A 26,266-nucleotide genomic window follows, 5' to 3' on the forward strand; every position below is an offset into this window, starting at 1 on the left:
GACCGGCGCCATCCCTGCGAGCACCCGACCGGCCCGCCCCGCAGGCACCAGCCACCCGGTGCTGGCGTCGTTTCTACTCTTCCCCGGCACCCGGACCGAAGATCAATCGGCCGGCGAGGGTCTCGGCGACGACCTCGTGCATCGGCCGCGCGTGCTCCTCGGCATAAGCGCGGAGCAGGTGCAGAGCCACCTCGGCGTCAGCACCGGTGTACGCCATGACCATGCCCACCGCCTGTTGCACCGCGGCGACGCCGGCGGGCATGGTCACGGCCGGGTGCCGGGCGCCGTTGGTGCTGACGGCATCGAGCAGCAGGGTGGCGGCGGCCAGCGCGTAGCGGGCCGCACACTCACCGGCCAGGGCGGTCAGCGCTCCGGCGGTAGCGCGGTAAAGGGTGAGGACCCCGACCGGATGGCCGTCGTGCACCACGGCGAAGGCGAACATCGCACGAACGCCGCTGGCCAGCGCCTGCGGGGCGAACGCCGGCCAGCGTCGCACGGCCGCCGGGGCGCCCAGGTCCGCCGCGACGACCGGCTCACCGAGCGCGACGACGTCGAAGCGTGGTCCCTCATGCAGCTGGTTCTGCAGGTCTTCCAGTTGCTCGGAACGGGTGCCGCTGTCGCTGAGCAGCAGCCAGCCCTGCGAACCGGCGGAGACGCTGAGGGTGACCCCGCCGAGGTCGGGTAACTGCTGGTGGCAGTCGGTGGCCAGCGCGGTGATGCCGCCGCGAGCGCGGAGCCCGGACACCAACTGATGCAGCAGCTGCGCTGAGCGGCTGTCGGATGTCGTCATGGACTTTGCCCGGGTTCCGGGCCGCCGTCATCCGCGGGTAACGGGAACCTTCCGGAGACGATCTCCCCGGCAAGTTCGTGAAGGTTCTGGTTGGTGTCCCGGGCCAGTTGACGGATCCGGGTGAACGCGGCATCCGGGCTGATCCGCCAGTGCACGGCCAGCATGCCCTTGGCCTGTTCGATGGTCACCCGGCTGGCCAGCGCGGTCTCCAGGTGCTGGATACGCAGCCGGCTGCGGCGCAGCGCGTCGAGGTGGCGCGCGGTGTGCGCGGCGGCTTCGGCAAGAGCGCCGGCCACGGTGATGGTCTCGTCGTCGAGCCGGCCGGGCTCGGTGTGGAACAGGTTCAGCACCCCGAACGGACGGCCCTGGCCGCCCAGCATCGGGATGGCGTGCACCGCGCGGGCGCCGGTCGCCCGGATCGCCGGTCCCAGGCCGGGCCAGCGCGGGTCGACGACGTCGGCATCGGGGTACGCCACCGGTACCGCCCTGCGGTGCGATTCCACGCACGGTCCGCGTCCGCTCGCCAGTTCGGTCGCTTCGAGGCGGCCGACCGCCGCGGAGGTCACCGCGACCACCCGGAGCCGGTCCTCGGGGTCGGCCAGGAACACGCCGGCGCCGGTGGCGTGCAGGAGCCGTCGGCTGGACCGCAGGAGCGCGCGTACCGGTTCGAGCTGGTCGTCGCCCCCGGCACCGGCAGTGATGATCTCCAGCAGAGCGGAGCTGAGGTGATCAGGGCCCGATACGCCCGCGGTCGCGTCATCCGTCATCGCCGCCCCCTCCCCGGTGCGGTCGTGGCCCTCCGTGCGGCAGCAGCCCGGTCACGCACCATCGTCGTCATCCGTCGGGCTCACCACCAGGGGAAAGTCGATCGTCGCGGTGCCCGCGAGCACCGCCTCGGCGAGCTGACCGACCCGCAGGCCCCGGGCGCGGGCGGTGTGCCGCAGCACCGCCGACACGGTGTCCAGATCGAGGCGCAACTGGACCGCGAGCATGCCTTTGGCGCGCTCGACACTGGTGGCCTCGGCCAGCGCCGTGGTCAACTCGTCGATCCTGACCTGGGCCTGGGCTTCCCGCTGGAGCCGTCGCACGGTGTCGCCGGCCGCGGCCGCCATCGACCGGGCCAGGTGCGAATCCGGGCCGGCCAGCCCACCGGTGCTCGGCCGGAACAGGTTCAGCACCCCGACTGCCATGTCCTCGGTGAGCATCGGGAAGGCATGCACCGCGCGGATCCCGCTGGCCCGGGCCGACCCCCCGAAATCCGGCCAGCGCGCATCGGTGATGTCGACGTCGGCGAACACCAGCTCACGCGCTTGCCGATGCGACTCCACGCACGGACCTCGCCCGGCGGCCAGCTCCTCGTGTTCGAGCACTCGCACGGCCTCCGACGACACCGCCATCGATGTCAACCTCCCGCGCCGGTCGGGCAGCATCACTCCGGCGCCGCTGACGTCGAGGAGCCGCAGACTCCACCGCGCCAGGGTGTGCGCGACGTCCAGCACGTGACCACCCTGGCTGCCGGTCGCCGTGAGCTCGACGAACGCCCGGGCGATCAACCGATTTCGGTCATCGGGTGGTGTGCTCGGCTGAGAGTTCACGGCTGGCTCCGTCCGCTGGTTGTGCACCGCGGTCTGGAGCTTGTCAGGCCTGCCAGATCACCTGGATTTTCCCACTTTACGCCTGTCACGTCAGACCCGACTCCTGGCAAACGCTCTCGCCGGCGGGAGTCACGTCCGGGCCGGTCCATCGCACAACGGACAGCATGCTGAAAGGCGAGACGCACGGCAACTCCGCAACGCCGCCCGTCCCGAATACTCACGCCACGCTGCTACCCGCCGGAGGGTGCCGGTAGGCGAAAGCTCAGCAGCAGGCAGGTGCCGGTGTGGTCGCTGTTGAGCTCCACCTGCTCGCACACCCGGTTGATCAGCCACAATCCGCGTGACGGGAGCACCTCGGGCGGTCCGCGGTGACCGTCCAGCTGCCAATCCGGTGGCAGGCCGGCGCCCTTGTCGGTGATCCGGCAGCGCAGGCGGTGCCCCTGCCGCCACAGCGCCAGCCGGCCCTGCCCTCCGCCGTGCTGCACAGCGTTCGCGCACCCTTCGTGCACCGCCAGGACGAACTGGGCCAGCTCCTCACCGGTCAGCCCCCAGCTGCGGCTCCGGTCCCGCACCGCGGAACGCAACTCGCGCATGTCCGCCATACCGAAGTCGACGATCAGCAGAAGGGCGTCGTCCCACTGATCGCCTGGGCCGCCGTCGGCCTGTTCATTGAGGTTGGCGCCATCCACTCGGCGCATCTGATCGTCCGGTCTGGCCGGATGACGTGACGGATCCATGACCGCTCCACAAACGGACGCGCCTACGAACCACGAAGGCAGCCGCCGGGGTTTGGAGCAGCGCCATGGCCGTTGCCGGGAAGGCCGATGTGACGACTCTCGGCGGCACGGCTCACTACCAGCACATGGTAGCCACCCGGGACGGTCCGTACCAGCGGCGGCATGTACACATTTGAGGGTAACCACGGGTCCGCGGGTCCGGGCCCGCCCGGCGGTCATCGATCGGCGGATATCAGTACCCAAACGGTCTTCCCTTCCGCGACACGGATCACACCGCAGTGGGAACCGGCTGCCGAAATGATCCGCATGCCGCGGCCCGACCCGGCCGGCATGATCGAACTCCGGGTGGGTGCCCGCTCCACCAGTGCCGGCATCACCGGGCTGCCGTCCCGGACCGCGATCCGCAGGTACCGCCCGGTGAAGCTGGCCATGACGTCGAAGTCGGTGGCGGCGTGCCGGATCGCGTTCGACGCCAGCTCCGAGGCCACCAGCCGCGCGGTGTCCCGCAACGACGGCAACCCCCAGTCCAGGCATGCCTGCCCGATCAGCGACCGGGCGTCGGCCGCGCTCTCCGGCAGCGGCGCGAAGCGCTGCCGGACCCAGCGCGGGACGTAGGCCCGCACCGCGAGCGACGCCTGCCAGTGATGGTCGTAGACCGCCACCAGGGTGCGGAACGTCTCCAGGCCGCGGCGGATCTCCGCGCCTGGCTCGCACAGCAGCACCGGCACGCTCCACTCCTGCTGTGCTTTGAGCGTCGCCTTGGCGAACACCCGGAGTGACCGGGTCTCGGCCCGGTCCAGGTCGGACAGGTCCACGATCACGGCGACCGGGCACTGCGCGGCCGCCTTGCCGATGACATTGCGACAGGTCGGCACGGTGGCCGGGCTCAGCTCACCGGCGAGGCACACCTTGGTGACGCCGGTGGTCACATTCTGTTCGGTCACTGCCCTCAACACTGGCAGGCCCCTGGCGAATGCAAGGTGTCCGACAACGTCGCCAAGAGATCGTGCTCATCGAGTTCAGCCCGCACCAGTCACACCAAACGCCGGGAAGTCCACGATCACAACCCCTTGTCACGAGTCCATCAACCGACAGAGTCAGGGGCGTCGATGATCGGGCGGCGCTTGCGGCAACCCGGAACGACCGGCCCCCGTCGATGTGATCACCAGGACCGGACACCGATTCCCATCACTGCCGGCGGTCGGCACCGCCACCGCCGCCGGTTCCGGAGTTTTTCCGATACGACCAGAGCAATGCCTGGTCAAGCCAGCTCCTGAGGAAGCCGAGGACGGCGAGGTCGCCCTAGGGCGGCCTGGGACGCGACGCAGACGCCGATGAGCCGGCGGCCCCTCCCGGGGTGGTCAGGGCGCCGGTCTCGCCATCTCGGCCGCTCGATCCGGCGGACCGACGATCGGGCCGGTTCACCGTGCGGATCGCGGCACCGGACGCCGGTTCATCGGATTAGCCCGTGCGGGTGACGCCCCGGGGAGTAGCCCAGCAGCGTGGGCAGATCGCACAGCTGCATCACCGTGTCCACAGCGGAGCCCGCCGCCGTGACCTCGGTGCCGGGCCGGACACGCCCGATCTCCAGCAGCGCCCGAAGCCCGGCCACGTCGCAGAACTCGAGTCCGGAGAGGTCGAGGCACAGCCGATCCCGCTGGCCGGTGACCACGGCGCTCAGCTGCTGGCCGAGGGACGTCACCGTACTGAAGTCGAGCTCACCGGTCACCGCGACCACGACGACGGTCGGCGATGATCGGGTGGCCGTGGCGGTGAGGCGTTGCTTCGCGTGGTCCATCACGTGCTCCCGCCGTCGGGGTCCACCGGGGACTCGGACTCAACCCGTTTTTACTCCGGAAACATTTACCAGTAAAGCCCGGACAGCCACGGCCCGCACGGTTACTCGGGACGCTGGACCCTGGCGGCCCGGGTCCCGCGGTGGTGCGCTGGAGAGAGGTGATCGACGGGATCGGAGGGATCGCCATGACACAGACCCGCGATCAGCACCGCCTCGAGGCGGTGAAGAGGTTCAACAAGAAGGTCCTGAACCCGGTCATGCTGACCGTGGCGGGCCGGCGGTACTGGTATGCGTCGGTGCTGCACACCACCGGCCGTCGCACCAGCCACGTCCACCTCACCCCGGTGGTGGCCGAGCCGGTGCCGGGCGGGTTCGTCGTGCCGTTGCCGTACGGCACCGCAGTGGACTGGCTGCGCAATCTGGAGGCTGCCGGGACGGCGACGCTCGACATCCACGGCCGCCACCTCACCGTGGGCCAGCCACTGGTCATCGACGCCGCCGAGGCCCTGCCGCTCGTCCGGCCGAGCCGCCGCCGCGTGTGGCGACGACTGGGCATCGCGCAGTTCCTGCAGGTCACCACCCTGTCACCGGCTTGATCGGCCGTCGGCCGCTGAGCAGGTCACCCGACACGGGCTGAGGACCCCGACGGCGGGGAGGGCGGGCGGTGGAAGCGTGCGGGTCCGTGTGATCCACGAGCCGCGAGTCGCGACGATCCCGGACCTGACGCCACCCGGTGCAGGTCGGCGCGAGCCCTATCCGTTCGCCGTCGAGGCGGCCTGCTGCGCTGCCGCGGGCCTCGACGCCGCTCCGGTCCAGCCCAGTTGCTCGACGACACGGAACACCGGATACCGATCGGCAACCGCTGCCACCTCGTCCGGCGACGCCGCCGGGCGTACGCCGAAGTAGTGCCGCGCCTCCGCGGCCGTCCCCCAGGACCGGGCCCGCCGCCCGCCACGGTCGAGATACGCCCGGATGACCGCCGGGCGCTGGTGCTCCGGTACCGGGACGAGCCGGACGGACCGGCGCTCCCGGCGGCCGAGGGTCGCCCGACCGCCGGCCGCGCGCACGTTGCGTACCCACTCCGATTCGCCCGCCAGCGACACCAGATAGTCGGTGCCGTCCAGGGACACCCGCACAAGGACGGTCCGCCGGATCACACCCGTGCGCCGGCCGGGAACCTCCAGGACCACGGCATACCGGGGGCTGAGGCCGTGCCGCACGAATGTCACTCCCAACGGCTGCAACCGCCGGTACAGCGCCGGGGTCCGCCGGTACCGCACCGGTGCGGTGTAGTCCACCGGACCCAGGATCCCGGCCAGGCCACCCAGCCTCGCACCGATCATGTCGGCCAGACCACGAAGTCCTCTCATCGTGTCACCTCGCTCCGAGCTGTCATCTTCCAGCCTCCGCACACGACGGTGGCGACATCCAGGGCCGAACGCCCCTGGCGACGCCGACCGTGGCCGTGTTCTCCGCCCGGCCGACACGGGCAGGCGCGGAGAGGTGCTCGATGACGCACGCCCGTCCCCTCGGGCACCAGCGGTAGCTCCGGGTGTGTTCACCGACGCCTCTGACGATCTGCAGGATCAGCGACACCCCGTTACATCTATTTACGTCGATGTGATTCGGTGATTACGGCCCGGCCAGAGCCGGGTCGTCATCACCTGCCGGAGGCCCTGGAATGCAGCATCAGGTCGTTGCGGTAGGAGACCGCGAGTCGGCGATCATCGAGGTCACGGTCACCGGGCAGTGGAGCCGGAGCCTCTGGCTACAAGCCCGTGACATGTTGCGCAGGAGCCTGTCGGCATACCCCGCCGGTTTGCTGCTCGACCTCATGCGCCTGACGGATCACTCCGCGGGCAGCGCACCCTTGTGGCTCCATGCGGGCCTGCAGACGACCCATCTGGAGCCATCGATCCCGATCGCGACGTGCCTGCCGGCCGGGTCCGCCCTGGCCGCACGGCTGGAGCGCAAGGGCAGACACTATGGTCTCGGCGTGCACGCCGATCGTGAGCAAGCGCGCACCGCGTTGAGTAGCCGCCGGCCTCCGACCGATCAGGTCCACCTCCAGCTCGCTCCCGATCCGACGGCCGCGGCGGTGGCCCGCGAAGTGATCAGGACAGCCTGCGAGGAGTGGGGCATCACAGCGTCGCTGTCTCGTGCCCGGCTCGTGGTATCCGAATTGGTCGGTAACGCCATAGAACATGCCGGCACTCTCATCGATCTCGTCGTCACCCGGCTGGGCCCACGACAGCGCGGCCTCGTCCGCGGTCCCCGCGGGCTACGTGTGGCCGTGTACGACCGCGACCCGCGTCTACCTCACCTTCTGACGCCGGACATGAGCTACCTCGAGCTGGGGCAGGAACGGGGGTACGGACTCCGCATCATCGACGCCGCCGCACGACGTTGGGGCGCGCTACCGACCCCGACCGGCAAGGTCGTCTGGGCTGTCCTGTTCGACGAGTAGGCCGATCCGCGGGAATGGTGACACCGCCGGGGGTAACCGCCGCCCTACATGGCCGCGGCGAGCAGAACGGCGATGACGCCGGAGAGGAATACTCCGTCGAAGGTCCCGGCACCGCCGATCGACGCCAGCGGCGCACCCATCCGGCGGATCGCGGACAGGTGAGTGAGGTCGGCTCCGATCAGCGTGCCCGCGCGCCGGCGACGCAGGCGACCGCGCCGATCCCGTAGCCCGGCTGCAGGACGAACGCGGGAGGTGTACACCGGCCGTACGCTGTCCGGCGCCTGCCCGATCGCCACGACCACCCTGGCGCCGGCGACCCGTACCCGATGGTCTTCCGGATGATGGGCGCGTTCGGCGGACCGTCCGGCTATCACGAACCGTCAGCGGAAGACGCCCGCCGGCGGATCCCGGCGTTCTTCACGGCACACCTCGCCACGCCGTGACGTGGGGCGTCCGGCGAGCGGACCCCTCGGGTTCGTTTCCGCTTCGCTCCGGCGCGATACCCCTGGAGGTATCGTGAGGGCAAGGACCGACGAGGAAAGGTGATGACGCGATGACCTACGCGATGACGGTGCGGGTGGCGACGCCCTTCACCGAGACGGTCGGACGCGTTCGCGCCGCGCTCCAGGAGCAGGGATTCGGCGTGCTCACCGAGATCGACGTGCGGGCGACGCTGCGCGAGAAGCTCGGCGAGCAGATGGAGGACTACCTGATCCTCGGCGCCTGCAATCCGTCGCTGGCACATCGGGCCCTCGGCGTCGACCGCGAGATCGGCCTGCTGCTGCCCTGCAACGTCGTCGTCCGGGGTGACCGTCCCGGCTCGACGGTGGTGCAGGCCCTCGACCCGCAGACGATGGTGCAGCTCACCGGCCGGCCGGAACTCAAGGAAGTGGCCGACGAGGCCACCGCGCGCCTGCGGGCGGCCCTGGCCACGCTCGAGAACTGAAAACAGCGCGGTCAGGCCAGGGACAGGAAGAGCTTCTCGAGCCGCGCCACGTCCAGGCTGGGCTCCAGCATGGCGATCACACCGCGGATCTGACCCTCCGCACGCCGAAGACGCTTGATGACATCACCGAGGGCGTCCTTCTCCAGCTCCATGCCGTGCCTCCCGCGCCGTTGCCCAGTGGCCGAACTATACCCCGCTGGGTATGCACGAGAGGCGTAGCCGTGCATCAGACCTACCCGCCGAAGAGCTGCTGAACCCAGTGCGGGCGCGTCGCGGCGGCGACCAGCAGGGCGACGTCGATGGCGACGCCGAGCACGAGCCAGCTGTTCCAGAAGCCGATGAGGAGCAGCGCCGAGAGCAGGCAGGCCACGGCGGTGAGCACCGGCCAGACCACGGTCAGTCCGGGGACGCCCCACACCGCGAGGGCCAGGAGCGCGAAGGCGGCCACCGTCGCCGCGGTCAGACTCAGTCCGAACGGCCGGCGAGCCGCCTCCGGGAGGATCCAGGACCGGTCCATGGCGAACTCCGGGACTCCCGGGGCGAGGTAGAGCAGGTGTACGAGCCCATGTGCCAGCAACAAAAGCCCGGTGACGACGCGCACCATGATCAGCATTGGACGGTCACTCCTCTCGGCGGCCCGGACCGGCCGGGCCGGAGGAGCCCGGCTCGGATCCGTGAGGACCCTTGACCCTGTTCACTCAACCCCGGCGGGCGGACGTTGGGAATAGCAGCCATCGCCAGAGGGGGCACCCACGGAGAAGATCGCGTGGTGATCCTGGGCCTGACCACACTGGTCTCGGCCGGCGGACTACTGCTGCGCGCGCCGTCGCACCATGATCGCGAACGGGTGCTCCTCGGGCGGTGGCAGCCGGCCCACGCGTGACCGGCGCGGCGGCCACTGACAGGCCGTTGGACCCTGGGAACCGCACCACCGGGCCGTACAGGCTGGAGACGGCGAACCACACTTCCTCGGAGGGACGGTCACGTGACAGTCATGACTTCCGGACAGCTCCCGAACGCGGCGGCGCCGGGCACGGCGCCCGGCGGTGATCCGCTGACGGCCCCCACGTTCGGTGTCGAGGAGGAGTTCCTGCTCCTCGATCCGATCCACGGGCGGCCGGTGCCGGCCGCGCCGGCGGTGCTGCGCATGCTGCGCAACGAGACAGGTCCACGCGCCGAGCTGATGAACTATCAGGTGGAGACGGCCACCGCGGTCTGCACCGGCACCGACGAGCTGGGCGCCGAGCTGCGACGGCTGCGGGCCCTCGCCGCCGAAGCGGCCCGCGCCCGGGGCTGCCGGCTCGTCGCCACCGCCGTCGCGCCCTACGGAGCACCCGCGCTGTCGGCGATCACCGACGCGCCCCGCTACCACGGGCTCGCCGCACGCCATCCCACCCTGACCGCGCTCTCCGGTGTGTGCGCCTGCCAGGTCCATGTCGGCGTGCCCTCCCGTGACCTCGGCGCACAGGTTCTGACCCGGCTCCGCCCCTGGCTCGCCACCCTGCTCGCGATCAGCGCCAACTCCCCGTTCACCGGCGGTCATGACACCGGCTACGCCAGCCACCGCTACGACCTCGTCTCGCAGTGGCCGACCGCCCGGCCGCCGGACGAATGGCGCGACGCCGCCGACTACGACCGCGCCGTCCAGCGTCTCCTGCGCCGCGGGGCCGCGATGGACGAACGCAGCATCTATTTCCTCGCCCGGCTGTCGCCGCGGTACCCGACCGTCGAGGTACGGGTCGCCGACACCTGCCTGGATCGGGGAACGACGCTGCTGCTCGCCGCGCTGGTACGCGCTCTGGTGGTCACCGCCACCGCGGACGTCCGGGCCGGGCTGCCCCCGCCGCCGGCCGCACCCCGGTGGGTGATCGGGAGCCTGCTCGCCGCGGCTCACAACGGACTGGCCGGCCCGGGGATCGACCCGTTCACCGGTGATGCCGTACCGGCCTGGGACCTCGTCTCCGTCCTGGTCGGCCACGTCGGTGCGGCGCTGGCCGCCCTCGGGGACACCGCGACCGTCGCGACCCAGCTGGCCCGGCTGCGCGAGCACGGCACCGGAGCCGAACGCCAGCGCCGCCTGTGGAAACGCGCCGCCACGCCGTTTGACATCGTCGCGGGACTCGCCGCCATCACCGACGCCACGGACTGAGGGCCGGAGACATCGTGGCCGCGGACGCCTGTCGCGGCCAGTGAACGGACACCGGCTGAGCGACCGCAAGGCCGGGTCAGCGGACCGTCGCGGTGACGGCGCGGCCGGCTCACGCCGATCTGAAACGGCAGGCGGCCGACCGGCTGGCGGGCCGCGCGGGTAGCGGCACCACGATGCGGGTGCGCCACGCGGCCGAGTCGGCGACCAGGTCCGGCCCGACGACGTATTCCTCCCACATCAGGGACACGAGCGACACGCGTCGAGCGGACAGCCACTCGTTCAGACGGTCGTAGGAGAACAGCAGGGTGCTCCAGGACCCGCAGTGCATGATCTGCACCATGTCGCCACCCGGCAACCGCTCACTCGTGAACGGCCTGCCCAGGACGTGACGCCCCACGGTCGGATACCCGGCTGTCACCTCGAAGGTTCCGTCGACGCGGGGACGGAACACGGCGGTCGGCGGCCCCGCCGGGCGTTTCCCGGTCCTGCGTAGTGCGGACGTCATCACCGGGAGGATGAGCCGCGGGAACGTGTGCAGGGCGCCGAGCTCGACGGTGCTGCGGATCCCGACCAGGTTGTGGGGGCGCCGCGTGGCCGATTCGACGCCGCGGGCACCCGGATCAGCGACGGACGACGTTTGCACTCGCATAGCTGCCTCCTCCGGCACACGACCGCACTGCCGCCGACCGTGCCCGAAACATCTGAGCAATCGACAGAGAACAATGGCCCTTGACCGGTGCCCCGTTCTCCGCCGAGCAGCGCTGCGCGGTGCGCAGTCCTCGATCCGACAGCAAGGCGACCGGCCCCGGCCGATCCTGGCAATGGTGTTCCGGTGACCGGGTCAAGGGCCGATCGTCCCGTCGCGGTCAGGGACACCAGCCCAGGTGACCACGGTGCCCGGTGGCGAATAGTCGGTGGTGGGGGTTCACTCGGCACCCATCTCTCGGACCGGTGGGACGGCACGATCAGAGCCCCGTCACGGCGGCTCGGGCTGCTGGCCACCGGGTGCGTGCAGACCATCGCCGCCGAATCGATGCTGGAGAGGAAGGTCGTGGTGACGACATCACCGCTCACCGCCGTCGACGGCCAGCAGGGCGTCGACATCCTGATCTGCGACGGCTCGATCATCACCGTACGGCCGGTCCAGCCCGGCGATCGGGCGGTGCTGACGGCCCGGTTCGTCACCGGAGCCGGCCCGGCCACGACAGCGACCGAGCTCGACGACCTGTGCCGGCCGGATCCGCACCGGCTGGTGGACGTCGCGGCCGACGGCCCCGACCTGATCGGCGTCGCCTCCTGCACTCGACACTGCGGGGACAGCACGACCGCGACGATCGCCGTCCGGGTCGCCGAGGCACATCGCAGCCGCGGCATCGGCACCGTGCTGGTGGAGCATCTCACCGCTCGCGCGCGCCACGCCGGGATCACCCGGTTCCTCGATGACGTGCGTTCCTCCGGCAGCGCCATGCCGGGACCGGGCGTGACGCTCATCGGCAGCGACGCCGTCCAGCAGGCGGTGCAGGCCCGTGACCGCGCCGGATGGCAACCCACGCGGCGCCCGCTGCCGGCCCCGCGGTCGGTGGCGGTGGTCGGCGCCATCCGGGGCCACGGCAGCACCGGTTTCGAGGTGCTCCGGGCACTGCGCGACTACGGCTTCCGCGGCCGGCTGTACCCGGTGAACGACTCCGGCCGTCCGGTGTACGGCGTACCGGGGTTCCGGAGCATCGCCGACCTGCCCGAACCGGTCGACCTGCTGGTCATCGCGACACCCGCCGCTGAGGTGGCCGAGACGTTGCGCGAGGCCGGCAAGAACGGCGTGGGCAGCGCCGTCGTGCTCACCGGATACCCGGTCACCGGCGACGCCGGAAAAACTCAGCGGGATCTGCTGCGGATCGCCCACGAGCATGGCATGCGCCTGATCGGCCCCGGCAGCCTCGGCGTCCTGAACACCGATCCGCGGGTCCGGCTCAACGCGAGCCTCTCCCCGGCCCGCCCCGCCGCCGGCGGGCTGGCCCTGGCCGCGCAGTCCAGCGCTGTCGGGATCGCGCTGCTGGAGCACGCCACCCGCAACGGGTGCGGCGTCGCCGACTTCGTCGGCCTCGGTGACCAGCTCGACGTCGCCGTCGACGACCTGATCACCGATTGGTACAGCGACTCACGGGTGCGCGCCGTCGCGATGTGCCTGGAGACCCCCGACAGCCACCACGCCTTCGCCCGGGGCGCCCGCGCGCTGTCCCGCCGCAAACCCGTCCTGGTGATCCCGGGCAGGAGCATCGGGACGGGACCGACCCATGACCGCGACGAGGAGCTCTTCGCTCAGGCCGGCGTCATCCACGTGGCCAGTGTGGACGAGATGACGGACACCGCGCGGCTACTCGTGGATCAGCCGTTGCCGAAGGGTGATCGGCTGGGCATCGTCGGTAATGCCGGCGGGCTCACCCGGCTCGCCGCCGACTCCGCCAGAGCCCTCGGGTTCACCGTCGTCCCGCTGTCGCCGGCCCTGCGCCGGCAACTGCCCGGCGGTGCCGGCAACCCGGTGGATCTCGGCGTCGAAGCGACGGCGCCGATGATCGGGGAAACGCTCGGCATCGTCGCCCGGAGCGGCGAGGTCGACGTCGTACTCGTCGTGATCGCCGGGACCCGGGCGAACGTCCCCGCCGCGATCATGAGAACGCTCGGTCGCGTCCTGGACGACAAGGCCCAGCCACCGCTCACCACCGCGGTCGTGCTCACCGGCAGCGCCGACGACATCCACCGGATCGGCGTCCGTGGCACGCCCGTCTACCGGCAACCCGACCGGGCGCTACGGGCTCTGGCCCGCGCCTGCCGTTACGCGGTCTGGCGCCGTGAACCGCTGGGGCGGCGGCCGGCACTGGGCGGCCTGCAGCCCGGCCGGGCCACGACGGTGATCGAGCGAGCGCGGGCCGACAGCCGAGGCTGGGTTCCGCGGCGGGCGGCGGCGGACCTGATGGCCGCGTACGGCATCACGGTGCTGCCGGCCTCCTGGGCCGGCACCGGGATGACCGCGATCGCCGCGGCGGAACGTGTTGGCTACCCCGTCATGCTGACCTGCGCCACCGGCAGCGCGACGCCGTGCCGCCTCGGACACGTGCGGCGCGGTCTCACCACCGCCGCAGCGGTCCGTGCGGCGTTCGAGGAACTCACCCGGTCCGGCTGCCGGAGTGACCAGGTCCTCGTGCAACATCAGCCGTCCGCGCCGGTGGAATTGATCGCCTCGATCACCGACGAGCCGGTCTTCGGTGCGATCGTCGAGCTCGGCCTCGCCGACGAGCACGGGGCGCGGACCGGCCGGCGGGCAGCACACTTGGTGCCATTGACCGACCTCGACGCCGGCCGGATGTGCCGCAGCCTGCCCTGGCCGTCCTCGCGCACCGGCCAGGACGCCATCCCTGAGGTCAATCCGTCCGCGGTCGAGGACCTGCTGCTGCGACTCGGCCGCCTCGCCGAGAACCATCCGGAGATAGCCGCACTCGAACTCAACCCCCTGCACGCCGGGCCGAACGGGATCGTCGCGGCGAACCTCCGCCTGCGGCTCACCACGACCGGACCGCAGCCGGGCCGATGACCCGGCTCAGCCCCGCTGCTGGTCGAGGTCGAGCGCGGTCAACCACCGATCGAGCGCGTCGACGGCGCCGGAGTCGACCGCGCCGCTGATCCAGGCCTGCGCCCGCTGCCAGGCCGGCCCGGCTTCGGCCAGCGCGTGATAGCCGGCCTCGGTGACGACCACCCGGGTCGTCCGGCCGGTCGAGGACGTCGCGGCGACGCGCACGTACCCGCGATGGGTCAGGACGTCGAGGTTCCGGCTGATCGTCGACCGTTCGAGACCGAGCCAGCCGGCGATCTCCGACGGGCGAGCCGGTGCGTCGAAGAGCGCCAGTTCGGAAAGGACCTCGAACTGCGGAAGCGTCAGTCCGGACTCTCGCAGCTCCGCGTCGAAACGGCGGGAGACCAGCCGGTGCAACCGCGCGATCCGCCGGCCCAGGCACCGGTCGGCCATCCACAACGCCTGCTCACGCATCCCGCTCCCGGGCTCCTGTTGCATATGCACCTCCGACCTGTAGGGTAGCCCCGTCACAAGTGTTGCAGATACACCACAGGAGGATCGCATGGCCGGAATCAGTGAGCTGCTGGAACGGAACCGGGATTTCGCGGCACGGGTCGACCTCCGGAGGCTGGCCATGCCCGCGGTCCTGCCGGACCGGCTGCTGGTGGTGCTCACCTGCCTCGACCCGCGGGTCGAGCCAGCCGGTTTCCTCGGCTTGACCACGGGAGACGCGGGCGTGCTGCGGAACGCGGGTGGCCGGGTCGACGACGGGGTGATGGACGACATCGCGTACCTCGCCATGCGCTTCGGGGTGCGGATGGACATCGCGGTGATCCACCACACCCAGTGCGGTACCGGCTTGCTCGCCGATCCGGACTTCCGCCGGGCCTATGCCGACCGCTCGGGGCTCGGCGACGCCGGCCTGGCCGCGAAGGCCGTGACCGATCCGGTCGTGACCGTGCGCGACGATGTCGCGAAGATCCTCGGTAGCCCACTGCTGGCGAGCGATCTCGTCGCCGCCGTCTCCGGGCACGTGCTGCGGCTGGAGACCGGGCTCGTCGACACGGTCGTCGCATCCGTCGCGCCGCCTCTGTTGCACCCCTGACCCGGCTATCCCGGCGCCAGGACCTCGTCCAGCGTCCGGCGCGGCGTCGCTGACGCCGATTGAGCGAACCCCAGCCGCAGCACCATCTGCGCCCACCGGCCGGCCCCCGGGTCGCAGAGGGTCTCCCGGATCGACGGGATCTCGACCGGCTGACTGATCGGCGTGGTCGACAGGCCCAGCCGGGTCGCCACCAGCAGCACCCGTTGCAGCGCCTGGCCGGCCCGCAGCCAGTCGGCGGTCCGGTCGCCGGCGGTGGTGAGCACCGCGATCGTCGGGTACGGCTCGAACCGCTCCCTCCGGCCGGACGGTTGCGGGTGCACCAGGCCGAAGTCACGGACCGGGAGCCGTTCCATCGCATCCCACGGCCCGAATGCGGTGGCCGGAATGCCGTCGCGCCGGCCGCGCGGCCCTCGGGTCCACCGTCCGAGTTCGGCGCGGTAGCCGCCGTCGGAACGCAGTCGCTCCTCGGCGATCCGGCCCAGCCCGCAGATGATCAGGCGGCTGGCCGGGGTGGCCACGATGAGCTCGGCATCCTCGAACGACGCGGCCGCACGCAGTTCCTCGATCGCGTCGGCGGGCACGACGGCGTCGGCGAACGGGCCACGGTTGGTGTGCCGCCGGCTGATCGCGGCGGCCAGCCGGCGAGCGTCCGCTGACGGCTCCTGCGGCCGTAGCGGGCTGACCCGGGCCACCAGGTCCGGGTCGCCGGGGTCGGGCAGCAGGGACGTACCGGAAATCCAGCCCGCCGCGCGCAGTGCGACGCGCAGGGTGAACACCGCGGCACCCAGGCTGATCATCAGTTCCCGGCCGTCCGGATCCAGCGCCTGCAGCTGGCGGGACCGATCGGCGCGCACCTCGACGCTGTCCCCGACGATCCGGAACCGCCACGGCTGGCTGTTGTGCAGCGACGGCGCCAGCGTGGCCGCCTCGACACAGCCGCTGAGCAGCTCGCGGTCGTTCATGACGACCGCGCAGGGACCGGGACCGGCGCCGCGCCACGTTCGGCGCGGTCCCGGATGCCGCGCAGCATCCGGCGTTCCATGATCAGGCTGCCCGGCTCGATCACCGCGCGCTGGATCACGCGGCGTAGCCACGGGGCGGCTCCGGACGCGATCCGGTTGCGGCTGATCAGTCGGGTGCCCTGCTCATTCGTACGCACATGGAAGGTCCACACCCAGCGCCCGTCGTCGGATCGGAAGGCGAGCGTGGTCTCCGGATCGCAGATCTCCACCCGCATGCCCGGCCCGTCCGGCCCGAGCGGCAGCACGTCGCCCGCGGCGAGGCGCTGGAACTGCGGCAGGATCTCGTCGGCGCTGTGCATGTCCAGGCCGAACAGGTTCTCGATCCAGTCGTAGGTGTACGCCCCGCCCCGCCCGCTGCCCATCTGCACCAGCCACGGCCAGACCGCCGACGCCGCGGCGCCGATGGTGACGGCCCGGGTGGACACCACGTCCGGACGCGGCAGCAGATCGTCGCCGGGCAGCGCTGCGGCGGCCTCCTCGGCGGTCGCACCGTAGGTCAGGCACCGGCGGCGCACCGGTGGCGAGCAAGCGGCCACGACCAGCAGGGCCGCGACGCCGAGTCCTCGCCACAGCACGGTCCCGCGGACCGCGCGCCGCATGCCGGCGGGAACGTCGTTCACCATGGCACTTCCTCACGCTGGTCGATCGGAACGACCGCGACCGGGCACGGGGCGTCCATGGTCACGGTCAGCGGGACATCGCCGGTCCGGATCCGCCCGACGGCGCCGCGGCGTTTGTCGCCGACGACGAGCAGTGGCGCGCCGTGCCCGGCCTGGATCAGCGCGTCGGCGACCGGACCCGGCAGCACCACCGGTGTGATCGCCAGTCCGGGGTATTTCGCGGTCCACGGCTGCAGGACACCGGCGAGGAATTCCGGCCCGTCCGCGGGCCCGATCCGTTCCGGGGACCGGCCCTCCCGGCCGGGCTCCACGACGTGGACGGCGGTGAGCGGAAGGCGGTGCTGGTCGGCGAAGCCGGCCGCGAACTCCAGTGCCATCCGGCCGGCGACGCTCCGGTCCACCCCGACGACCACCCGGTCGGTCCGGTCCGTGGTGCCGGCCGCGCCGGGCCGGACGATCACGACCGGACAGAGGGCGTGCCGCACGATCTGGCGAACCGTCCGGTCGCCGCCGCCCGCACCGATCACCAGCAGTCCCGCTCCGGTCGAGGCGTCGACGAGCCGGGTCGCGGGGTCGCCGCTGTAGACCTTGAGCACCGCACGCCGGCCGCCGAGCCGGGCACGGACGCTGATCAGCGCGCGGGCCAGCCCGGGATCGACCAATTCGACCTCGGCCGGCGCCGGTTCGGTGTCCCCCCGGTCGAGCGGCGAGCCCGGTTCGCAGACGTGCACCAGGACGAGCCGTGAGCCGGTACGCTCCGCCTCCTCGACGGACCAGGACAGCGCCTGCCAGCTGCCCGTGCCGCCGGCCCCGACCGCGATCGACCGATACATGCCACCACCATGCCCACCGCGGCCGGGCCCGGGTCAGAGCCGAAGGTCCCGGAAAACCGCGGCGGACCGCTCCGCGCCGAGCTCGCCGAGGAGCGTGGCGAGCCGGTCGGCGCTCCACACGAACTCCGGGTCGGGTTCCAGGAACGTGAAGGCGATCGCGGCCACAGCCAGCCCGGCGGCCGTCCACTCGGCGGCGCCGGTACCCGACGGGTCCGCGACGAGCCGGGCGGTCACCGCCTCGGGATCGACCGTGGCCATCGTGACGAAGCCACGCAGAGACGCGGTCACCTGCAAGGCGATCGTCGCGAACCCGGCGCCGGACCCCGGGCGCGGACGGTAGCCGAAGACCGCGCAGACCGCGGCCCAGGAGCGCCCGATGCGTTCCACGAAGCCCCGGTCGGCGGCGGCGAGACCGGCACGGATCTCCTCGCGCAGGGCACCGTCCGGCAGGCCCAGGAACGTCGCCTGCAGGGCCAGGTAGGTGTGCCACTCGGTCGCGGCACGTACCGCGTCGAAGTCGGCGTCGGCGCTGCGCCGCAGCACCTCGGTGAGCAGCGCGTGCCGCCGGTCCGCGCGGTCCAGGGCCGGGCCCGCCGCGAGCAGACCGTCGGCCAGGGCGCGCTCGAACGCCGCGGTGCCGGTGGTCGAGGCCGGCGCGGCGCCGCGAGCGAGCTCGCGCAACAGGTCCGCGAAGAACAGATCCTTGTACGGCCAGCGCCGGTACGCCGTGCTGCGCGACACCCCCGCCTCGCGGATGACGTCCTCGAAGCTGATGTGGTCGAGACTGACGGTCAGACCCGCGCTGTTCACCCGGGTGATCGCCGCCTGCAGCATCCGCCGGGCGGTCTCGCCGTCGCTGATCCTGCGCCGCCGCGAAGACGGGCCCAACGGCCCTGCCCGTTCGTCCGCCTGGTTCATACCGTCCTCCTATGAGACACGATATCTCAAGTACCTCGACACCCGGACGTGACGACACCTCCCCGCGACGGCGGCGCAGGTGGCCCCGCATCATCCTGATCACGCTGGCCGTGCTCGTCCTGCTCAGCGGCCTCGCCCTGTTCGCCGCACGCCCCGGGCCGGGGACGCCGCCGCTGGCCCTCCCGCCGGGCGGCGCGGCCCCCGACGCCACGGCCCTGGACGGCACCTGGACCGTCGCCGGCGGCTCCACCGGCGGATTCCGGGTGGTCCAGACCGTGCTGGGCGCGCGCAGCGGCATCGCCGGCCGGACCGGCGAGATCACCGGTACGGCCACGTTCGTCCGGGACACCCTCACCGTCGCGCACTTCAGCATGGATCTGCGCACCCTGCTGGTGAACGGCAAGACCCAGCCGCAGTTCGCGACCAGCGCCGGGGTGACCGACGCGCCGGTCGCCACCTTCGACCTGACCGGTCCGGTGGCCGCCACCGGTCTCGGCACCGGCACCACCGTCACCGCGCCGGTCGCGGGGCGGCTCTCTCTGCACGGCGTCACCCGTCCGGTGGTGGCCCAGGTCTCCGCGCGCCGGAGCGCCGACCGGCTGGAACTCGCCGGCGCCATCCCGGTCGTGTTCACCGACTGGGGCATCCGGGCGCCCCGCAACTACGGCCCGCTCGGCTCGCTCGACGCCGAAGGCACCGCCGAGTGGCTCCTGGAGATGCGGCACCGCTGATCCCCACCGCAGCCGATGAACACGACCGGCACGGGACTTTAGGCCCTAGGCCGAGTGGCTATTTCCGGATGAAATTTACAAAAGCTGCTATTCGGGCGAGGAGCCGCGGGCCTGTCAGGCGGCCCGACATCGGTGCGCAGAACCTCATGTTCCCACCAGAGATCGAGGGTTGCCGAATGATCACTCTGCTGTCCCGGACCTCGGACAACGGCCGCAAGAACGCACGCGCGGCGACGGACCCGGCCGCCGCGGAAAGCCTCGCCGGCATCGGCGCGCGCCACATCCTCGACTCGGCACAGGGGAACATCTTCGTCGCGGACCTCGCGCTGACCATCGTCTACGCCAACCCGAAGGCGTTGCAGACGCTGCGGCAGGTCGGGCCGGAGATCGAAAGGGTCTTCGGGGTGCGGATCGCCGACATCCTCAACGGCAGCATCCACCGGTTCCACAAGGACCCGGGCCGGATCGACCGCATCCTGAAGGACCCGGCCTTCCAGCCCCGCGACGCCGCCTTCACGTTCGGCACCATCACCCTCGACACGCACATCAACCAGGTCAAGGACGACCGGGGCGCGGTGATCGGCTACGTGGTGGCCTGGGAGGACGTCACCGCCCGGACGGCAGCCCAGGAGACCTCCCGCGCGCTGACCGACCAGCTCGGCGACACCCTGACCAAGACCGGGGACGCCAGCGCCTCGTTGCACTCGGTCGCGAGCGCCATGGAACAGCTGACCGCGTCGGTGACCGAGATCGCCCGCAGCGAGGGCGAGGCCGCGGAGGTCGTCGTCGACGCGGTGGCCGCGATCGACTCGGCGACCAGCACGATGGAACGTCTCACCGAGGCGTCCGGCCGGATCGACGAGGTGGTCAGCACCATCTCGCAGATCGCCCGGCAGACGAACCTGCTGGCCCTGAACGCGACGATCGAAGCGGCCCGGGCGGGCTCGGCCGGCAAGGGGTTCGCGGTGGTCGCCGGCGAGGTGAAGGACCTGTCCAGCGCCACCCAGACCGCCACCCGGCGGATCGGTGAGCTGATCGCGAACGTGCAGGCGCTGAGCAGCCTGGCCGGCGAGGAGATCACCAAGATCGCCGGGATCGTGGACGCGGTCCGGGACAACCAGAACTCGGTCGCCGCCGCCGTGGAGGAGCAGACCGCCACCAACGGCGAGATCACCCGGAACCTGACCGAGGCGGCCAACAAGGTGCACGCGGTCACCGACGATCTCGGCACCTTCCTGAACGCCGCCGCCCGCAAGTGATCTCGCGGATCACTCAGCCCGCCGGCACCCACCGCCGGGCCAGCGCGGCGATCTCCTCGGCGATGGCGGGTTGCACCAGGGCGGGCAGGTCGTGGCCCATGCCGGGGAACACGACCAGCTCGGCGCCGGGAACGGCCTGCGCGGTGGCCCGGCCGCCCGACGGGCCGACCAGGATGTCGTCGGCGCCGTGCACCACCAGCGTGGGCACCCGGAGCTCGCGCAACTGCGGACGCCGGTCCTCGGCGCAGATGATCGCCGCGAGTTGCCGCCGGACACCGTGCGGATCGTAGCCGCGGTCGTAGCCGCGGCGCGCGGCCTCCCGGATCCAGTCCTCGTCGCGCGGGTAGCCGGTCGAGCCGATCACCCGGAACACGTGGACCACCTGACGGGCCGCCGAGTCCCGGTCGCGGACCGGCAGCGTCGCCAGCGCGGTCAGCGCACGCGGATGGGGCCGCCCGATGTGCGACGCCGGGGTGGACGAGATCGAGGTCAGCGTGCGCACCCGCGCCGGATGCCGGCAGGCCAGGGTCTGCGCGATCATGCCGCCCAGCGACACCCCGGCCACGTGGGCGCTCGGCCAGCCCAGGTCGTCCAGCACGGCCACCGCGTCGTCGGCCATGTCCGCCAGCGTGTAACCGTCCCAGCGCCGGGTGAGCAGGACCAGCGGGGAGGGCATCCCCAGCTCGGTCAGGTGGGTCGAGGCGCCGACGTCGCGATTGTCGTACCGGGCCACCCGGAAGCCCCGCTCCACCAGCAGCCGGCGCAGGCCGTCCGGCCAGAACGACATCGACAGCCCCAGTCCCATGATCAGCAGAAGGGGGACGCCGTCGTCCGGGCCTTCCACCTCGTACGCAATCGTGATGCGGCCGTGCCGCGCGATACCCGCAGCCATACCTCCAGCCTGGTGCGGATCACCGGCACCGGCACGGGCCGGACGTCACCTCCTCGGGCCGGTCGGCACTGGCGGGACGACCCGGCCCGGCGGGACGGTGACGGCAGGTGACCGGTACCGACCGAGGAGGGTCCGATGGAGTACCTCAGCCCGCTGGACGCGTCCTTTCTCGACCTGGAGGACGAGGATCCGCACGCTTCCCTGGCCATCGCCTCCGTCGCCGTCATCGACGGCCCCGCCCCCGATCAGGCGGCTTTCGCCGAGGCGTTGCGCGGCCGGCTCGCCCTGGTCCCGCGCTACCGGCAGAAGGTCCGCCGGGTGCCGTTCAACCTCGGCCGGCCGGTGTGGGACGACGATCCCGGCTTCGACCTCGACTTCCACCTGCGCCGCACGGCGCTGCCCGCGCCCGGCGACGACGACGCGCTGCAGCACCTGATCGGCCGGATCATGTCCCAGCGCCTCGACCGGGAACGCCCGATGTGGGAGGACTGGGTGATCGAGGGCCTGCCGGAGGGCCGCTGGGCCCTGCTCTCCAAGGTGCACCACAGCATGCTGGACGGCGTCACCGGCAACGAGTTGTACCGGCTGATCTGCGATCCGGGTCCGGAACCCCGGCCGGGCGAACCCGACGACTGGCAGCCCGAGCCCACCGGTGGCACCGCGCTCACCCTGGACGCGCTCGGCCGGCTCGCCGCGCTCCCGTTCGACCAGGCGCGCGCCCTGCTGCGCGCCGCCGCCGACCCGGCCGGGGCCGTCCGCCGCCTCACCGACCTGGTCCGCGGCGCCACCGCGCTCACCGAGGCGCTGCTGCCCGCCCCGCCCACCTCGCTGTCCGGCCCGCTCGGCCGGGCCCGGCGCTACGCCCTGGCCCGGGTGCCGATGGCCGAGATCGCCGCGGCGGCACGGGCCCACCGGGTCACGATCAACGACGTGTACCTCGCGGCCGTGGCCGGCGCGTTCCGTCATCTGCTGCTGTTCCGCGCCGAGCAACCGGTGCCCGGCGCCATCCGGACCCTGGTACCGGTGAACGTGCGCACCACCGATGCCCGGCACGTCTTCGACAACCGGTTGTCCTCGATGCTGCTGGATCTGCCGGTGGAGATCGGTGACGCCCCCGGCCGGCTGCGCGCCGTCCACGACCGCATCGCCGGGCTGCGCGAACGGCACGAGGTCGAGGCCGGCGCCGAACTGCTCACCCTGGCCGACCAGGAACCGTACGCAATGGTCTCGTTCCTGATCCGCGCCGCGTTCCGGATGCCGCAACGCGGGCTGGCCACCGTGACCACCAACGTGCCCGGCCCGCCGGTGCCGCTCTACCTGCTGGGCCGCCCGATCCGCGAGATCCTGCCGTACGTCCCGATCGCCGAGCACATGCGGGTCGGCGTCGCCGCGCTGACCTATCGCGATCAGGCTGCCATCGGCGTCACCAGCGACTTCGCCACGGTGCCGGAGGCCGGCGACTTCGCCGCGACGGTGGCGACCGAGATCCGGGAGCTGGCCATGGCCCGGGGACCGGCGGCGCGACGTTCCCTCCGGGCCGCCCGGCCGGTCCGGCCGGCACCGGTCCCCGGGTCGGCCCGGTCCGCCTGAGGGCCGCGCCGGGCGGTCGTGACGATCGCCCGGCGCACCGGGTCGGTCGGCCCTTCCGCGCGTCCGTGACCGGCGGGACGGTGAAGGCGCACGCTCCGGACGCGAGCGCACGCCCGCGACCACGGGGAGTGCCGAAGGAGTCTGCGATGAACACTTGGACTGTCGTCCTCATAGTCGCCGCCGCCGTACTGCTGCTGCTCATCCTGTCGGTGCGCATCGTCAAGCAGTACGAGCGCGGCGTGCTGTTCCGGCTCGGCCGCGTCATCGGCGCCCGGGAGCCGGGGCTGCGACTGATCATCCCGATCGTCGACGTCATGCATCGGGTGTCGATGCGGGTCGTCACCATGCCGATCCAGTCGCAGGGCATCATCACCCGCGACAACGTCAGCGTCGACGTCTCCGCCGTCGCCTACTTCCGCGTCGTCGACGCGATCAAGTCGGTGGTGGCCATCGAGAACGTCAACGCCGCCATCAACCAGATCGCCCAGACCACGCTGCGGCTGGTCGTCGGCCGGCACACCCTCGACGAGACGCTCGCCGAGACAGACCGGATCAACGTCGACATCCGGACGATCCTCGACGTCACCACGGTCGACTGGGGCGTCGAGGTCACCCTGGTCGAGCTCAAGGACATCCAGCTGCCCGATGCGATGAAACGGGCCATGGCCAAGCAGGCCGAGGCCGAGAGGGAGAAGCGCGCCAAGATCATCAACGCCGAGGGCGAGTCGCTCGCGGCCGCGGCGCTCGGCGAGGCCTCCGACACGATGATGGCCCACCCCCTCGCGCTGCAGCTGCGCAACCTGCAGTCCCTGGTCGAGATCGGGGTCGACAAGAACACCACGGTGGTGTTCCCGGCACCGCTGATGAGCACCATCGGCGAGCTCGGCAACTTCCTGACCCACGAGTCCGCGGCCGCCACGGCCGGCAGCCCGCCGGTCAACGGCACCACTCCGCCCAGCCGGATGAACGCCGTCCCGTGACCCGGACCGCCGATCGGAGACGACCATGCCCACCCCGAGCACCCGCCGGGAAGCGTTCCTGACCCGCCTCGAGCACGAGGTGGACACCAGGTCGGCCGGTCTGGCCGCGTGGCTGTTGCGCCGCACCCGGGGCCGGATCGGCAACCTCTGGCACCGGCGGGTACTCGTGCTGACCACCCGGGGCCGGCGGTCCGGCCGGCCCCGTACGGTGCCGTTGCAGTTCTTCCCGGACGGCGACGACCTGGTCGTCGTCGCCGCGAACAGCGGCCTGGACGTCGCTCCGGCCTGGTTCCTCAACCTGATGGCCGAACCGCACGCGAGCGTCGAGGTGGCCGGCCGCACCCTCGCGGTCCGGGCCGCACCGCTGACCCCCGAGGAGACCGTCGCGTTCTGGCCCCGCGTCCTCGACACGGCTCCGGACTACGCCCGATATCTGCGTCGCACCGAGCGCCGGATCCCGATGATGTGGCTCGCCGTCGACCCGGGCGCCGGCCCTCGCCCCACCATCTAGTCCTCGCCGCTGACCCGCGGCGGCCGCCGTCATCGCCCTGCAACGGGTCGCCGAGCACCGCTTCGACTACGGGACACCCACGGGCGGATGCGCTAACCGGCGACCCGAATGGTCCTCTCCGGTGCCAGCCGCGGCGTGCGCGGCTCGTCGTCTCCGCCGGGCTCCGCAGCGGCGAACCGGAGCACCAGATACGGCAGTTCGTACCCGCCCAGCAACCGCCGGATCATGTCGCGGCTGCCGGCCACCTCGACAAAGATGCTCAGCGGCAGGACCGAGACCCCCAATCCGGTGGCGGTCAGCCAGCCGGCGGACAGCGCCTCGCCGGCGATCAACCAGTTCAGACGCTCGTCGCCGGCACCGTGGAGGATCGCAAAGACCGCGGCATGGTGGTGCGACTCCTCGATGAGAGTGGATCCGGGCTGCCGGAACGCCCGGCCCGGCGCACGGTCGACCAGCGAACCGGCCGGAAGGGCCGCCCGGGGCACCCCCGTGCCGGGCGTCGGGGCATCACCGATCCAGCCGGCGAGTTCGACCTGCCACTCGGGATCGTCGGCCTCGACGCCGCGCGCCCGGTCGGAGGCTTGCGCCAGAGCGAAGACCTGACCCGGACGCAGCAGCCTGAGGTCGGCACCCTCGCGACGTACGGCGGCTTGAATGGTCCGGAGCTTGTCGTGGTCAAGGGGTGCACCCGGTGTGCTGCGCCGGTCGGTGCGACGGTGCGCCACGGCCTGGCAGAGCCTGGCGTCGGACGAGTCGATCGGTGAACGACCTCTGATCCACAGGCTGGCGAGCACGTCGGCGTCCATCGAATCCGGCATGCGGCGGACGCCGGTTCGCCACCCGGCCGCGGCGAGGTCGATCCGCGCGTGGTGCAGGGCCGCGCCGCAGCTCAGGACGGCAAGACGGGCATCCGGGTCGGTGGTGCCGAGCACCCGGCCGGTTTCGAGCCGCAGGTCGAGGTTGTCCGAGTCGACCCGCCAGCGCCAGGGCTGACTGTTGTGCAGCGACGGCGCCTGACAGGCGAAGGTGGCCGCCCGCATCAGGTGGTCGGTGACGTGCGTGCGTAGCTGAGACATGGCTCCTCTTTGCTGGCAAAACGCTGCGTGCCGCCGAAAGGCTCACAAACAATGCGGAAAGTACTGCTGGATTGACACTCCGTCACTGTCGACGGCTCGAACAGGGCCGAACGTCCCGAAATGTGCTGTGGTTGAGTGCGGCTCGCGGCGATCCGCAACGCCCGAAACGTCACGACCACCGTCCCCGGCGAGCCCAGTCAGCCGACCGGGCTCGCCGGAGCCGGGTCACCGGGCGGCCACCGGGGCCACCCGCCGGCCCATCCGCAGGTTGAGGACCAGCAGGGCGACGGTCAGGACCAGCTCGAAGCCGAGGCCGGTGCCGACGCCCACGGCGTCGCGCAGCGAGAAGTGGTCGAAGTGCCGGACGTGGAAGGCGAAGTGCGTCAGCGAGTAAAGGGCGAAACCGGTCAGTGCCGCGGTCACCAGCCGCTGCTCGAGGTACACCGCCGCGATGATCAGGACACCGACCAGGGCGATGTTGAGGCCGCCGACGTCGGACACCAGGTGCTCGTTGTACGGCGGGTCGAGCCGCACCGTCGGGAAGTCCTCGTAGAAGGAGCGCGGGAAGAAGTACTGCCAGATGCCGACCAGCCCGTCGAGCGCGATCAAGAGGATGATCCCGGCTCGCAGCCACGTTCGCGATGTCATGCCGCAAGGACGAAACAGCGGCCCGGTCTGTGAC

The 26,266-nt window shown here is 71.8% G+C and carries 30 protein-coding genes; 11 read left to right on the forward strand and 19 right to left on the reverse strand.

The features are described 5' to 3' along the window. Positions 1-73: 73 nt before the first annotated feature. The 6 genes from ADL15_RS46130 to ADL15_RS46155 form a co-directional block, all read right to left on the reverse strand. A complete protein-coding gene (locus tag ADL15_RS46130) occupies positions 74-790 on the reverse strand; it encodes a GAF and ANTAR domain-containing protein (protein WP_067706212.1) in 717 nt (238 codons plus the stop codon). Next, positions 787-1,557, reverse strand: coding sequence for a GAF and ANTAR domain-containing protein (locus ADL15_RS46135; protein ID WP_067706214.1), 771 nt, complete (start codon positions 1,555-1,557; stop codon positions 787-789). The genes ADL15_RS46130 and ADL15_RS46135 overlap by 4 nt, the downstream gene beginning before the upstream one ends. Before the next feature lie 51 nt (positions 1,558-1,608). Beyond that, positions 1,609-2,385, reverse strand: a complete 777-nt coding sequence (locus ADL15_RS46140; RefSeq protein WP_198171298.1) for an ANTAR domain-containing protein — start codon at positions 2,383-2,385, stop codon at positions 1,609-1,611. Positions 2,386-2,615: 230 nt separating this feature from the next. Next, entirely contained in the window at positions 2,616-3,083 is a 468-nt protein-coding gene (locus ADL15_RS54765) for an ATP-binding protein (protein ID WP_067706218.1), read from the reverse strand. 254 nt (positions 3,084-3,337) lie between these two features. Further along, complete coding sequence (locus ADL15_RS54770; RefSeq protein WP_067706220.1) at positions 3,338-4,066, reverse strand: ATP-binding protein; 729 nt, start codon at positions 4,064-4,066, stop codon at positions 3,338-3,340. Positions 4,067-4,575: 509 nt separating this feature from the next. Beyond that, a complete protein-coding gene (locus ADL15_RS46155) occupies positions 4,576-4,920 on the reverse strand; it encodes an STAS domain-containing protein (protein WP_067706222.1) in 345 nt (114 codons plus the stop codon). A gap of 185 nt (positions 4,921-5,105) precedes the next feature. Here ADL15_RS46155 and ADL15_RS46160 point away from each other — a divergent pair, with 185 nt between their 5' ends. Continuing rightward, positions 5,106-5,516: a PNPOx family protein gene (locus ADL15_RS46160; RefSeq protein WP_067706399.1), complete on the forward strand. Its 411-nt coding sequence runs from the start codon at positions 5,106-5,108 to the stop codon at positions 5,514-5,516. Positions 5,517-5,672: 156 nt separating this feature from the next. Here the strand turns inward: ADL15_RS46160 and ADL15_RS46165 are convergent, their stop codons facing one another. After that, on the reverse strand, positions 5,673-6,290 hold the full coding sequence (locus tag ADL15_RS46165; protein WP_157442020.1) for a nitroreductase/quinone reductase family protein: 618 nt from the start codon (positions 6,288-6,290) through the stop codon (positions 5,673-5,675). 311 nt (positions 6,291-6,601) lie between these two features. On the opposite strand from ADL15_RS46165, the gene ADL15_RS46170 reads away from it, so the two are divergent. Then, entirely contained in the window at positions 6,602-7,387 is a 786-nt protein-coding gene (locus ADL15_RS46170) for an ATP-binding protein (RefSeq protein WP_067706227.1), read from the forward strand. 44 nt (positions 7,388-7,431) lie between these two features. On the opposite strand, the gene ADL15_RS54775 is transcribed toward ADL15_RS46170, so the two are convergent. After that, entirely contained in the window at positions 7,432-7,683 is a 252-nt protein-coding gene (locus ADL15_RS54775; RefSeq protein WP_198171299.1) for a DUF1614 domain-containing protein, read from the reverse strand. Positions 7,684-7,940: 257 nt separating this feature from the next. Here ADL15_RS54775 and ADL15_RS46180 point away from each other — a divergent pair, with 257 nt between their 5' ends. Then, positions 7,941-8,333 (forward strand): DUF302 domain-containing protein, encoded by a 393-nt coding sequence (locus ADL15_RS46180; RefSeq protein WP_067706231.1) that lies wholly within the window; start codon positions 7,941-7,943, stop codon positions 8,331-8,333. 11 nt (positions 8,334-8,344) lie between these two features. On the opposite strand, the gene ADL15_RS53710 is transcribed toward ADL15_RS46180, so the two are convergent. Then, a complete protein-coding gene (locus ADL15_RS53710) occupies positions 8,345-8,485 on the reverse strand; it encodes a metal-sensing transcriptional repressor (RefSeq protein ID WP_157442021.1) in 141 nt (46 codons plus the stop codon). Positions 8,486-8,565: 80 nt separating this feature from the next. Continuing rightward, positions 8,566-8,946, reverse strand: a complete 381-nt coding sequence (locus tag ADL15_RS46185; RefSeq protein WP_067706233.1) for a hypothetical protein — start codon at positions 8,944-8,946, stop codon at positions 8,566-8,568. Positions 8,947-9,327: 381 nt separating this feature from the next. Here ADL15_RS46185 and ADL15_RS46190 point away from each other — a divergent pair, with 381 nt between their 5' ends. After that, positions 9,328-10,482 carry a carboxylate-amine ligase gene (locus ADL15_RS46190; RefSeq protein WP_083972561.1) on the forward strand — a complete coding sequence of 385 codons (1,155 nt, stop codon included), beginning with the start codon at positions 9,328-9,330 and terminating at the stop codon, positions 10,480-10,482. Between the two features lie 109 nt (positions 10,483-10,591). Here the strand turns inward: ADL15_RS46190 and ADL15_RS46195 are convergent, their stop codons facing one another. Beyond that, positions 10,592-11,131: a hypothetical protein gene (locus tag ADL15_RS46195; protein ID WP_157442022.1), complete on the reverse strand. Its 540-nt coding sequence runs from the start codon at positions 11,129-11,131 to the stop codon at positions 10,592-10,594. 405 nt (positions 11,132-11,536) lie between these two features. On the opposite strand from ADL15_RS46195, the gene ADL15_RS46200 reads away from it, so the two are divergent. Further along, positions 11,537-14,068: a bifunctional acetate--CoA ligase family protein/GNAT family N-acetyltransferase gene (locus ADL15_RS46200; RefSeq protein ID WP_067706405.1), complete on the forward strand. Its 2,532-nt coding sequence runs from the start codon at positions 11,537-11,539 to the stop codon at positions 14,066-14,068. A gap of 6 nt (positions 14,069-14,074) precedes the next feature. Here ADL15_RS46200 and ADL15_RS46205 read toward each other — a convergent pair whose 3' ends face one another. Next, entirely contained in the window at positions 14,075-14,545 is a 471-nt protein-coding gene (locus ADL15_RS46205) for a MarR family winged helix-turn-helix transcriptional regulator (RefSeq protein WP_198171300.1), read from the reverse strand. A 64-nt stretch (positions 14,546-14,609) separates the two neighbouring features. On the opposite strand from ADL15_RS46205, the gene ADL15_RS46210 reads away from it, so the two are divergent. Continuing rightward, entirely contained in the window at positions 14,610-15,152 is a 543-nt protein-coding gene (locus ADL15_RS46210) for a carbonic anhydrase (RefSeq protein WP_067706237.1), read from the forward strand. Positions 15,153-15,157: 5 nt separating this feature from the next. On the opposite strand, the gene ADL15_RS46215 is transcribed toward ADL15_RS46210, so the two are convergent. The 4 genes from ADL15_RS46215 to ADL15_RS46230 are packed head-to-tail and all read right to left on the reverse strand — an operon-like array spanning position 15,158 to position 18,545. After that, positions 15,158-16,114 (reverse strand): Acg family FMN-binding oxidoreductase, encoded by a 957-nt coding sequence (locus ADL15_RS46215; RefSeq protein WP_067706239.1) that lies wholly within the window; start codon positions 16,112-16,114, stop codon positions 15,158-15,160. Further along, positions 16,111-16,797 (reverse strand): SRPBCC family protein, encoded by a 687-nt coding sequence (locus ADL15_RS46220; RefSeq protein ID WP_232344964.1) that lies wholly within the window; start codon positions 16,795-16,797, stop codon positions 16,111-16,113. The genes ADL15_RS46215 and ADL15_RS46220 overlap by 4 nt, the downstream gene beginning before the upstream one ends. After that, entirely contained in the window at positions 16,791-17,627 is an 837-nt protein-coding gene (locus ADL15_RS46225; protein WP_067706241.1) for a universal stress protein, read from the reverse strand. Before ADL15_RS46225 ends, ADL15_RS46220 begins: the two co-directional genes overlap by 7 nt. Before the next feature lie 33 nt (positions 17,628-17,660). Continuing rightward, complete coding sequence (locus tag ADL15_RS46230) at positions 17,661-18,545, reverse strand: hypothetical protein (RefSeq protein ID WP_067706243.1); 885 nt, start codon at positions 18,543-18,545, stop codon at positions 17,661-17,663. An 11-nt stretch (positions 18,546-18,556) separates the two neighbouring features. Between ADL15_RS46230 and ADL15_RS46235 the strand changes: the two genes are divergently transcribed. Then, positions 18,557-19,276: a YceI family protein gene (locus tag ADL15_RS46235; RefSeq protein ID WP_083972564.1), complete on the forward strand. Its 720-nt coding sequence runs from the start codon at positions 18,557-18,559 to the stop codon at positions 19,274-19,276. A gap of 176 nt (positions 19,277-19,452) precedes the next feature. Next, positions 19,453-20,535: a methyl-accepting chemotaxis protein gene (locus tag ADL15_RS46240; RefSeq protein WP_067706247.1), complete on the forward strand. Its 1,083-nt coding sequence runs from the start codon at positions 19,453-19,455 to the stop codon at positions 20,533-20,535. Positions 20,536-20,548: 13 nt separating this feature from the next. Here ADL15_RS46240 and ADL15_RS46245 read toward each other — a convergent pair whose 3' ends face one another. Further along, positions 20,549-21,427 (reverse strand): alpha/beta fold hydrolase, encoded by an 879-nt coding sequence (locus tag ADL15_RS46245; RefSeq protein ID WP_067706249.1) that lies wholly within the window; start codon positions 21,425-21,427, stop codon positions 20,549-20,551. 135 nt (positions 21,428-21,562) lie between these two features. Here ADL15_RS46245 and ADL15_RS46250 point away from each other — a divergent pair, with 135 nt between their 5' ends. The 3 genes from ADL15_RS46250 to ADL15_RS46260 all read left to right on the forward strand — a co-directional run bounded on the left by ADL15_RS46250 (position 21,563) and on the right by ADL15_RS46260 (position 24,508). After that, positions 21,563-23,017, forward strand: coding sequence for a wax ester/triacylglycerol synthase family O-acyltransferase (locus ADL15_RS46250; protein WP_067706251.1), 1,455 nt, complete (start codon positions 21,563-21,565; stop codon positions 23,015-23,017). Positions 23,018-23,163: 146 nt separating this feature from the next. Continuing rightward, positions 23,164-23,997, forward strand: a complete 834-nt coding sequence (locus tag ADL15_RS46255) for a slipin family protein (protein WP_067706253.1) — start codon at positions 23,164-23,166, stop codon at positions 23,995-23,997. A 25-nt stretch (positions 23,998-24,022) separates the two neighbouring features. Then, complete coding sequence (locus ADL15_RS46260) at positions 24,023-24,508, forward strand: nitroreductase/quinone reductase family protein (protein ID WP_067706255.1); 486 nt, start codon at positions 24,023-24,025, stop codon at positions 24,506-24,508. A gap of 92 nt (positions 24,509-24,600) precedes the next feature. Here ADL15_RS46260 and ADL15_RS46265 read toward each other — a convergent pair whose 3' ends face one another. Together ADL15_RS46265 and ADL15_RS46270 are read right to left on the reverse strand one after the other, a co-directional pair. Next, entirely contained in the window at positions 24,601-25,584 is a 984-nt protein-coding gene (locus tag ADL15_RS46265; protein WP_067706257.1) for an Acg family FMN-binding oxidoreductase, read from the reverse strand. Between the two features lie 225 nt (positions 25,585-25,809). Next, complete coding sequence (locus ADL15_RS46270; RefSeq protein ID WP_067706259.1) at positions 25,810-26,232, reverse strand: hypothetical protein; 423 nt, start codon at positions 26,230-26,232, stop codon at positions 25,810-25,812. Positions 26,233-26,266 lie beyond the last annotated feature (34 nt).

The organism is Actinoplanes awajinensis subsp. mycoplanecinus (assembly GCF_001509495.1).
Taxonomy (GTDB): Bacteria; Actinomycetota; Actinomycetes; order Mycobacteriales; family Micromonosporaceae; genus Actinoplanes; species Actinoplanes palleronii.

What these genes read in the sequence shown, in the direction of transcription:
- ADL15_RS46190 (WP_083972561.1), top strand. Translation starts at nt 9,328, where the DNA reads ATGACTTCCGGACAGCTCCCGAACGCGGCGGCGCCGGGCACGGCGCCC.
- ADL15_RS46270 (WP_067706259.1), bottom strand. Translation starts at nt 26,232, where the DNA reads ATGACATCGCGAACGTGGCTGCGAGCCGGGATCATCCTCTTGATCGCG.
- ADL15_RS53710 (WP_157442021.1), bottom strand. Translation starts at nt 8,485, where the DNA reads ATGGAGCTGGAGAAGGACGCCCTCGGTGATGTCATCAAGCGTCTTCGG.
- ADL15_RS46210 (WP_067706237.1), top strand. Translation starts at nt 14,610, where the DNA reads ATGGCCGGAATCAGTGAGCTGCTGGAACGGAACCGGGATTTCGCGGCA.
- ADL15_RS46155 (WP_067706222.1), bottom strand. Translation starts at nt 4,920, where the DNA reads ATGGACCACGCGAAGCAACGCCTCACCGCCACGGCCACCCGATCATCG.
- ADL15_RS46260 (WP_067706255.1), top strand. Translation starts at nt 24,023, where the DNA reads ATGCCCACCCCGAGCACCCGCCGGGAAGCGTTCCTGACCCGCCTCGAG.
- ADL15_RS46195 (WP_157442022.1), bottom strand. Translation starts at nt 11,131, where the DNA reads ATGCGAGTGCAAACGTCGTCCGTCGCTGATCCGGGTGCCCGCGGCGTC.
- ADL15_RS46220 (WP_232344964.1), bottom strand. Translation starts at nt 16,797, where the DNA reads ATGGTGAACGACGTTCCCGCCGGCATGCGGCGCGCGGTCCGCGGGACC.
- ADL15_RS46235 (WP_083972564.1), top strand. Translation starts at nt 18,557, where the DNA reads ATGAGACACGATATCTCAAGTACCTCGACACCCGGACGTGACGACACC.
- ADL15_RS46180 (WP_067706231.1), top strand. Translation starts at nt 7,941, where the DNA reads ATGACCTACGCGATGACGGTGCGGGTGGCGACGCCCTTCACCGAGACG.
- ADL15_RS46230 (WP_067706243.1), bottom strand. Translation starts at nt 18,545, where the DNA reads ATGAACCAGGCGGACGAACGGGCAGGGCCGTTGGGCCCGTCTTCGCGG.
- ADL15_RS46255 (WP_067706253.1), top strand. Translation starts at nt 23,164, where the DNA reads ATGAACACTTGGACTGTCGTCCTCATAGTCGCCGCCGCCGTACTGCTG.
- ADL15_RS46225 (WP_067706241.1), bottom strand. Translation starts at nt 17,627, where the DNA reads ATGTATCGGTCGATCGCGGTCGGGGCCGGCGGCACGGGCAGCTGGCAG.
- ADL15_RS46130 (WP_067706212.1), bottom strand. Translation starts at nt 790, where the DNA reads ATGACGACATCCGACAGCCGCTCAGCGCAGCTGCTGCATCAGTTGGTG.
- ADL15_RS46165 (WP_157442020.1), bottom strand. Translation starts at nt 6,290, where the DNA reads ATGAGAGGACTTCGTGGTCTGGCCGACATGATCGGTGCGAGGCTGGGT.
- ADL15_RS46215 (WP_067706239.1), bottom strand. Translation starts at nt 16,114, where the DNA reads ATGAACGACCGCGAGCTGCTCAGCGGCTGTGTCGAGGCGGCCACGCTG.
- ADL15_RS46265 (WP_067706257.1), bottom strand. Translation starts at nt 25,584, where the DNA reads ATGTCTCAGCTACGCACGCACGTCACCGACCACCTGATGCGGGCGGCC.
- ADL15_RS46170 (WP_067706227.1), top strand. Translation starts at nt 6,602, where the DNA reads ATGCAGCATCAGGTCGTTGCGGTAGGAGACCGCGAGTCGGCGATCATC.
- ADL15_RS46205 (WP_198171300.1), bottom strand. Translation starts at nt 14,545, where the DNA reads ATGCAACAGGAGCCCGGGAGCGGGATGCGTGAGCAGGCGTTGTGGATG.
- ADL15_RS46185 (WP_067706233.1), bottom strand. Translation starts at nt 8,946, where the DNA reads ATGCTGATCATGGTGCGCGTCGTCACCGGGCTTTTGTTGCTGGCACAT.
- ADL15_RS46245 (WP_067706249.1), bottom strand. Translation starts at nt 21,427, where the DNA reads ATGGCTGCGGGTATCGCGCGGCACGGCCGCATCACGATTGCGTACGAG.
- ADL15_RS54765 (WP_067706218.1), bottom strand. Translation starts at nt 3,083, where the DNA reads ATGCGCCGAGTGGATGGCGCCAACCTCAATGAACAGGCCGACGGCGGC.
- ADL15_RS46250 (WP_067706251.1), top strand. Translation starts at nt 21,563, where the DNA reads ATGGAGTACCTCAGCCCGCTGGACGCGTCCTTTCTCGACCTGGAGGAC.
- ADL15_RS46240 (WP_067706247.1), top strand. Translation starts at nt 19,453, where the DNA reads ATGATCACTCTGCTGTCCCGGACCTCGGACAACGGCCGCAAGAACGCA.
- ADL15_RS46160 (WP_067706399.1), top strand. Translation starts at nt 5,106, where the DNA reads ATGACACAGACCCGCGATCAGCACCGCCTCGAGGCGGTGAAGAGGTTC.
- ADL15_RS46135 (WP_067706214.1), bottom strand. Translation starts at nt 1,557, where the DNA reads ATGACGGATGACGCGACCGCGGGCGTATCGGGCCCTGATCACCTCAGC.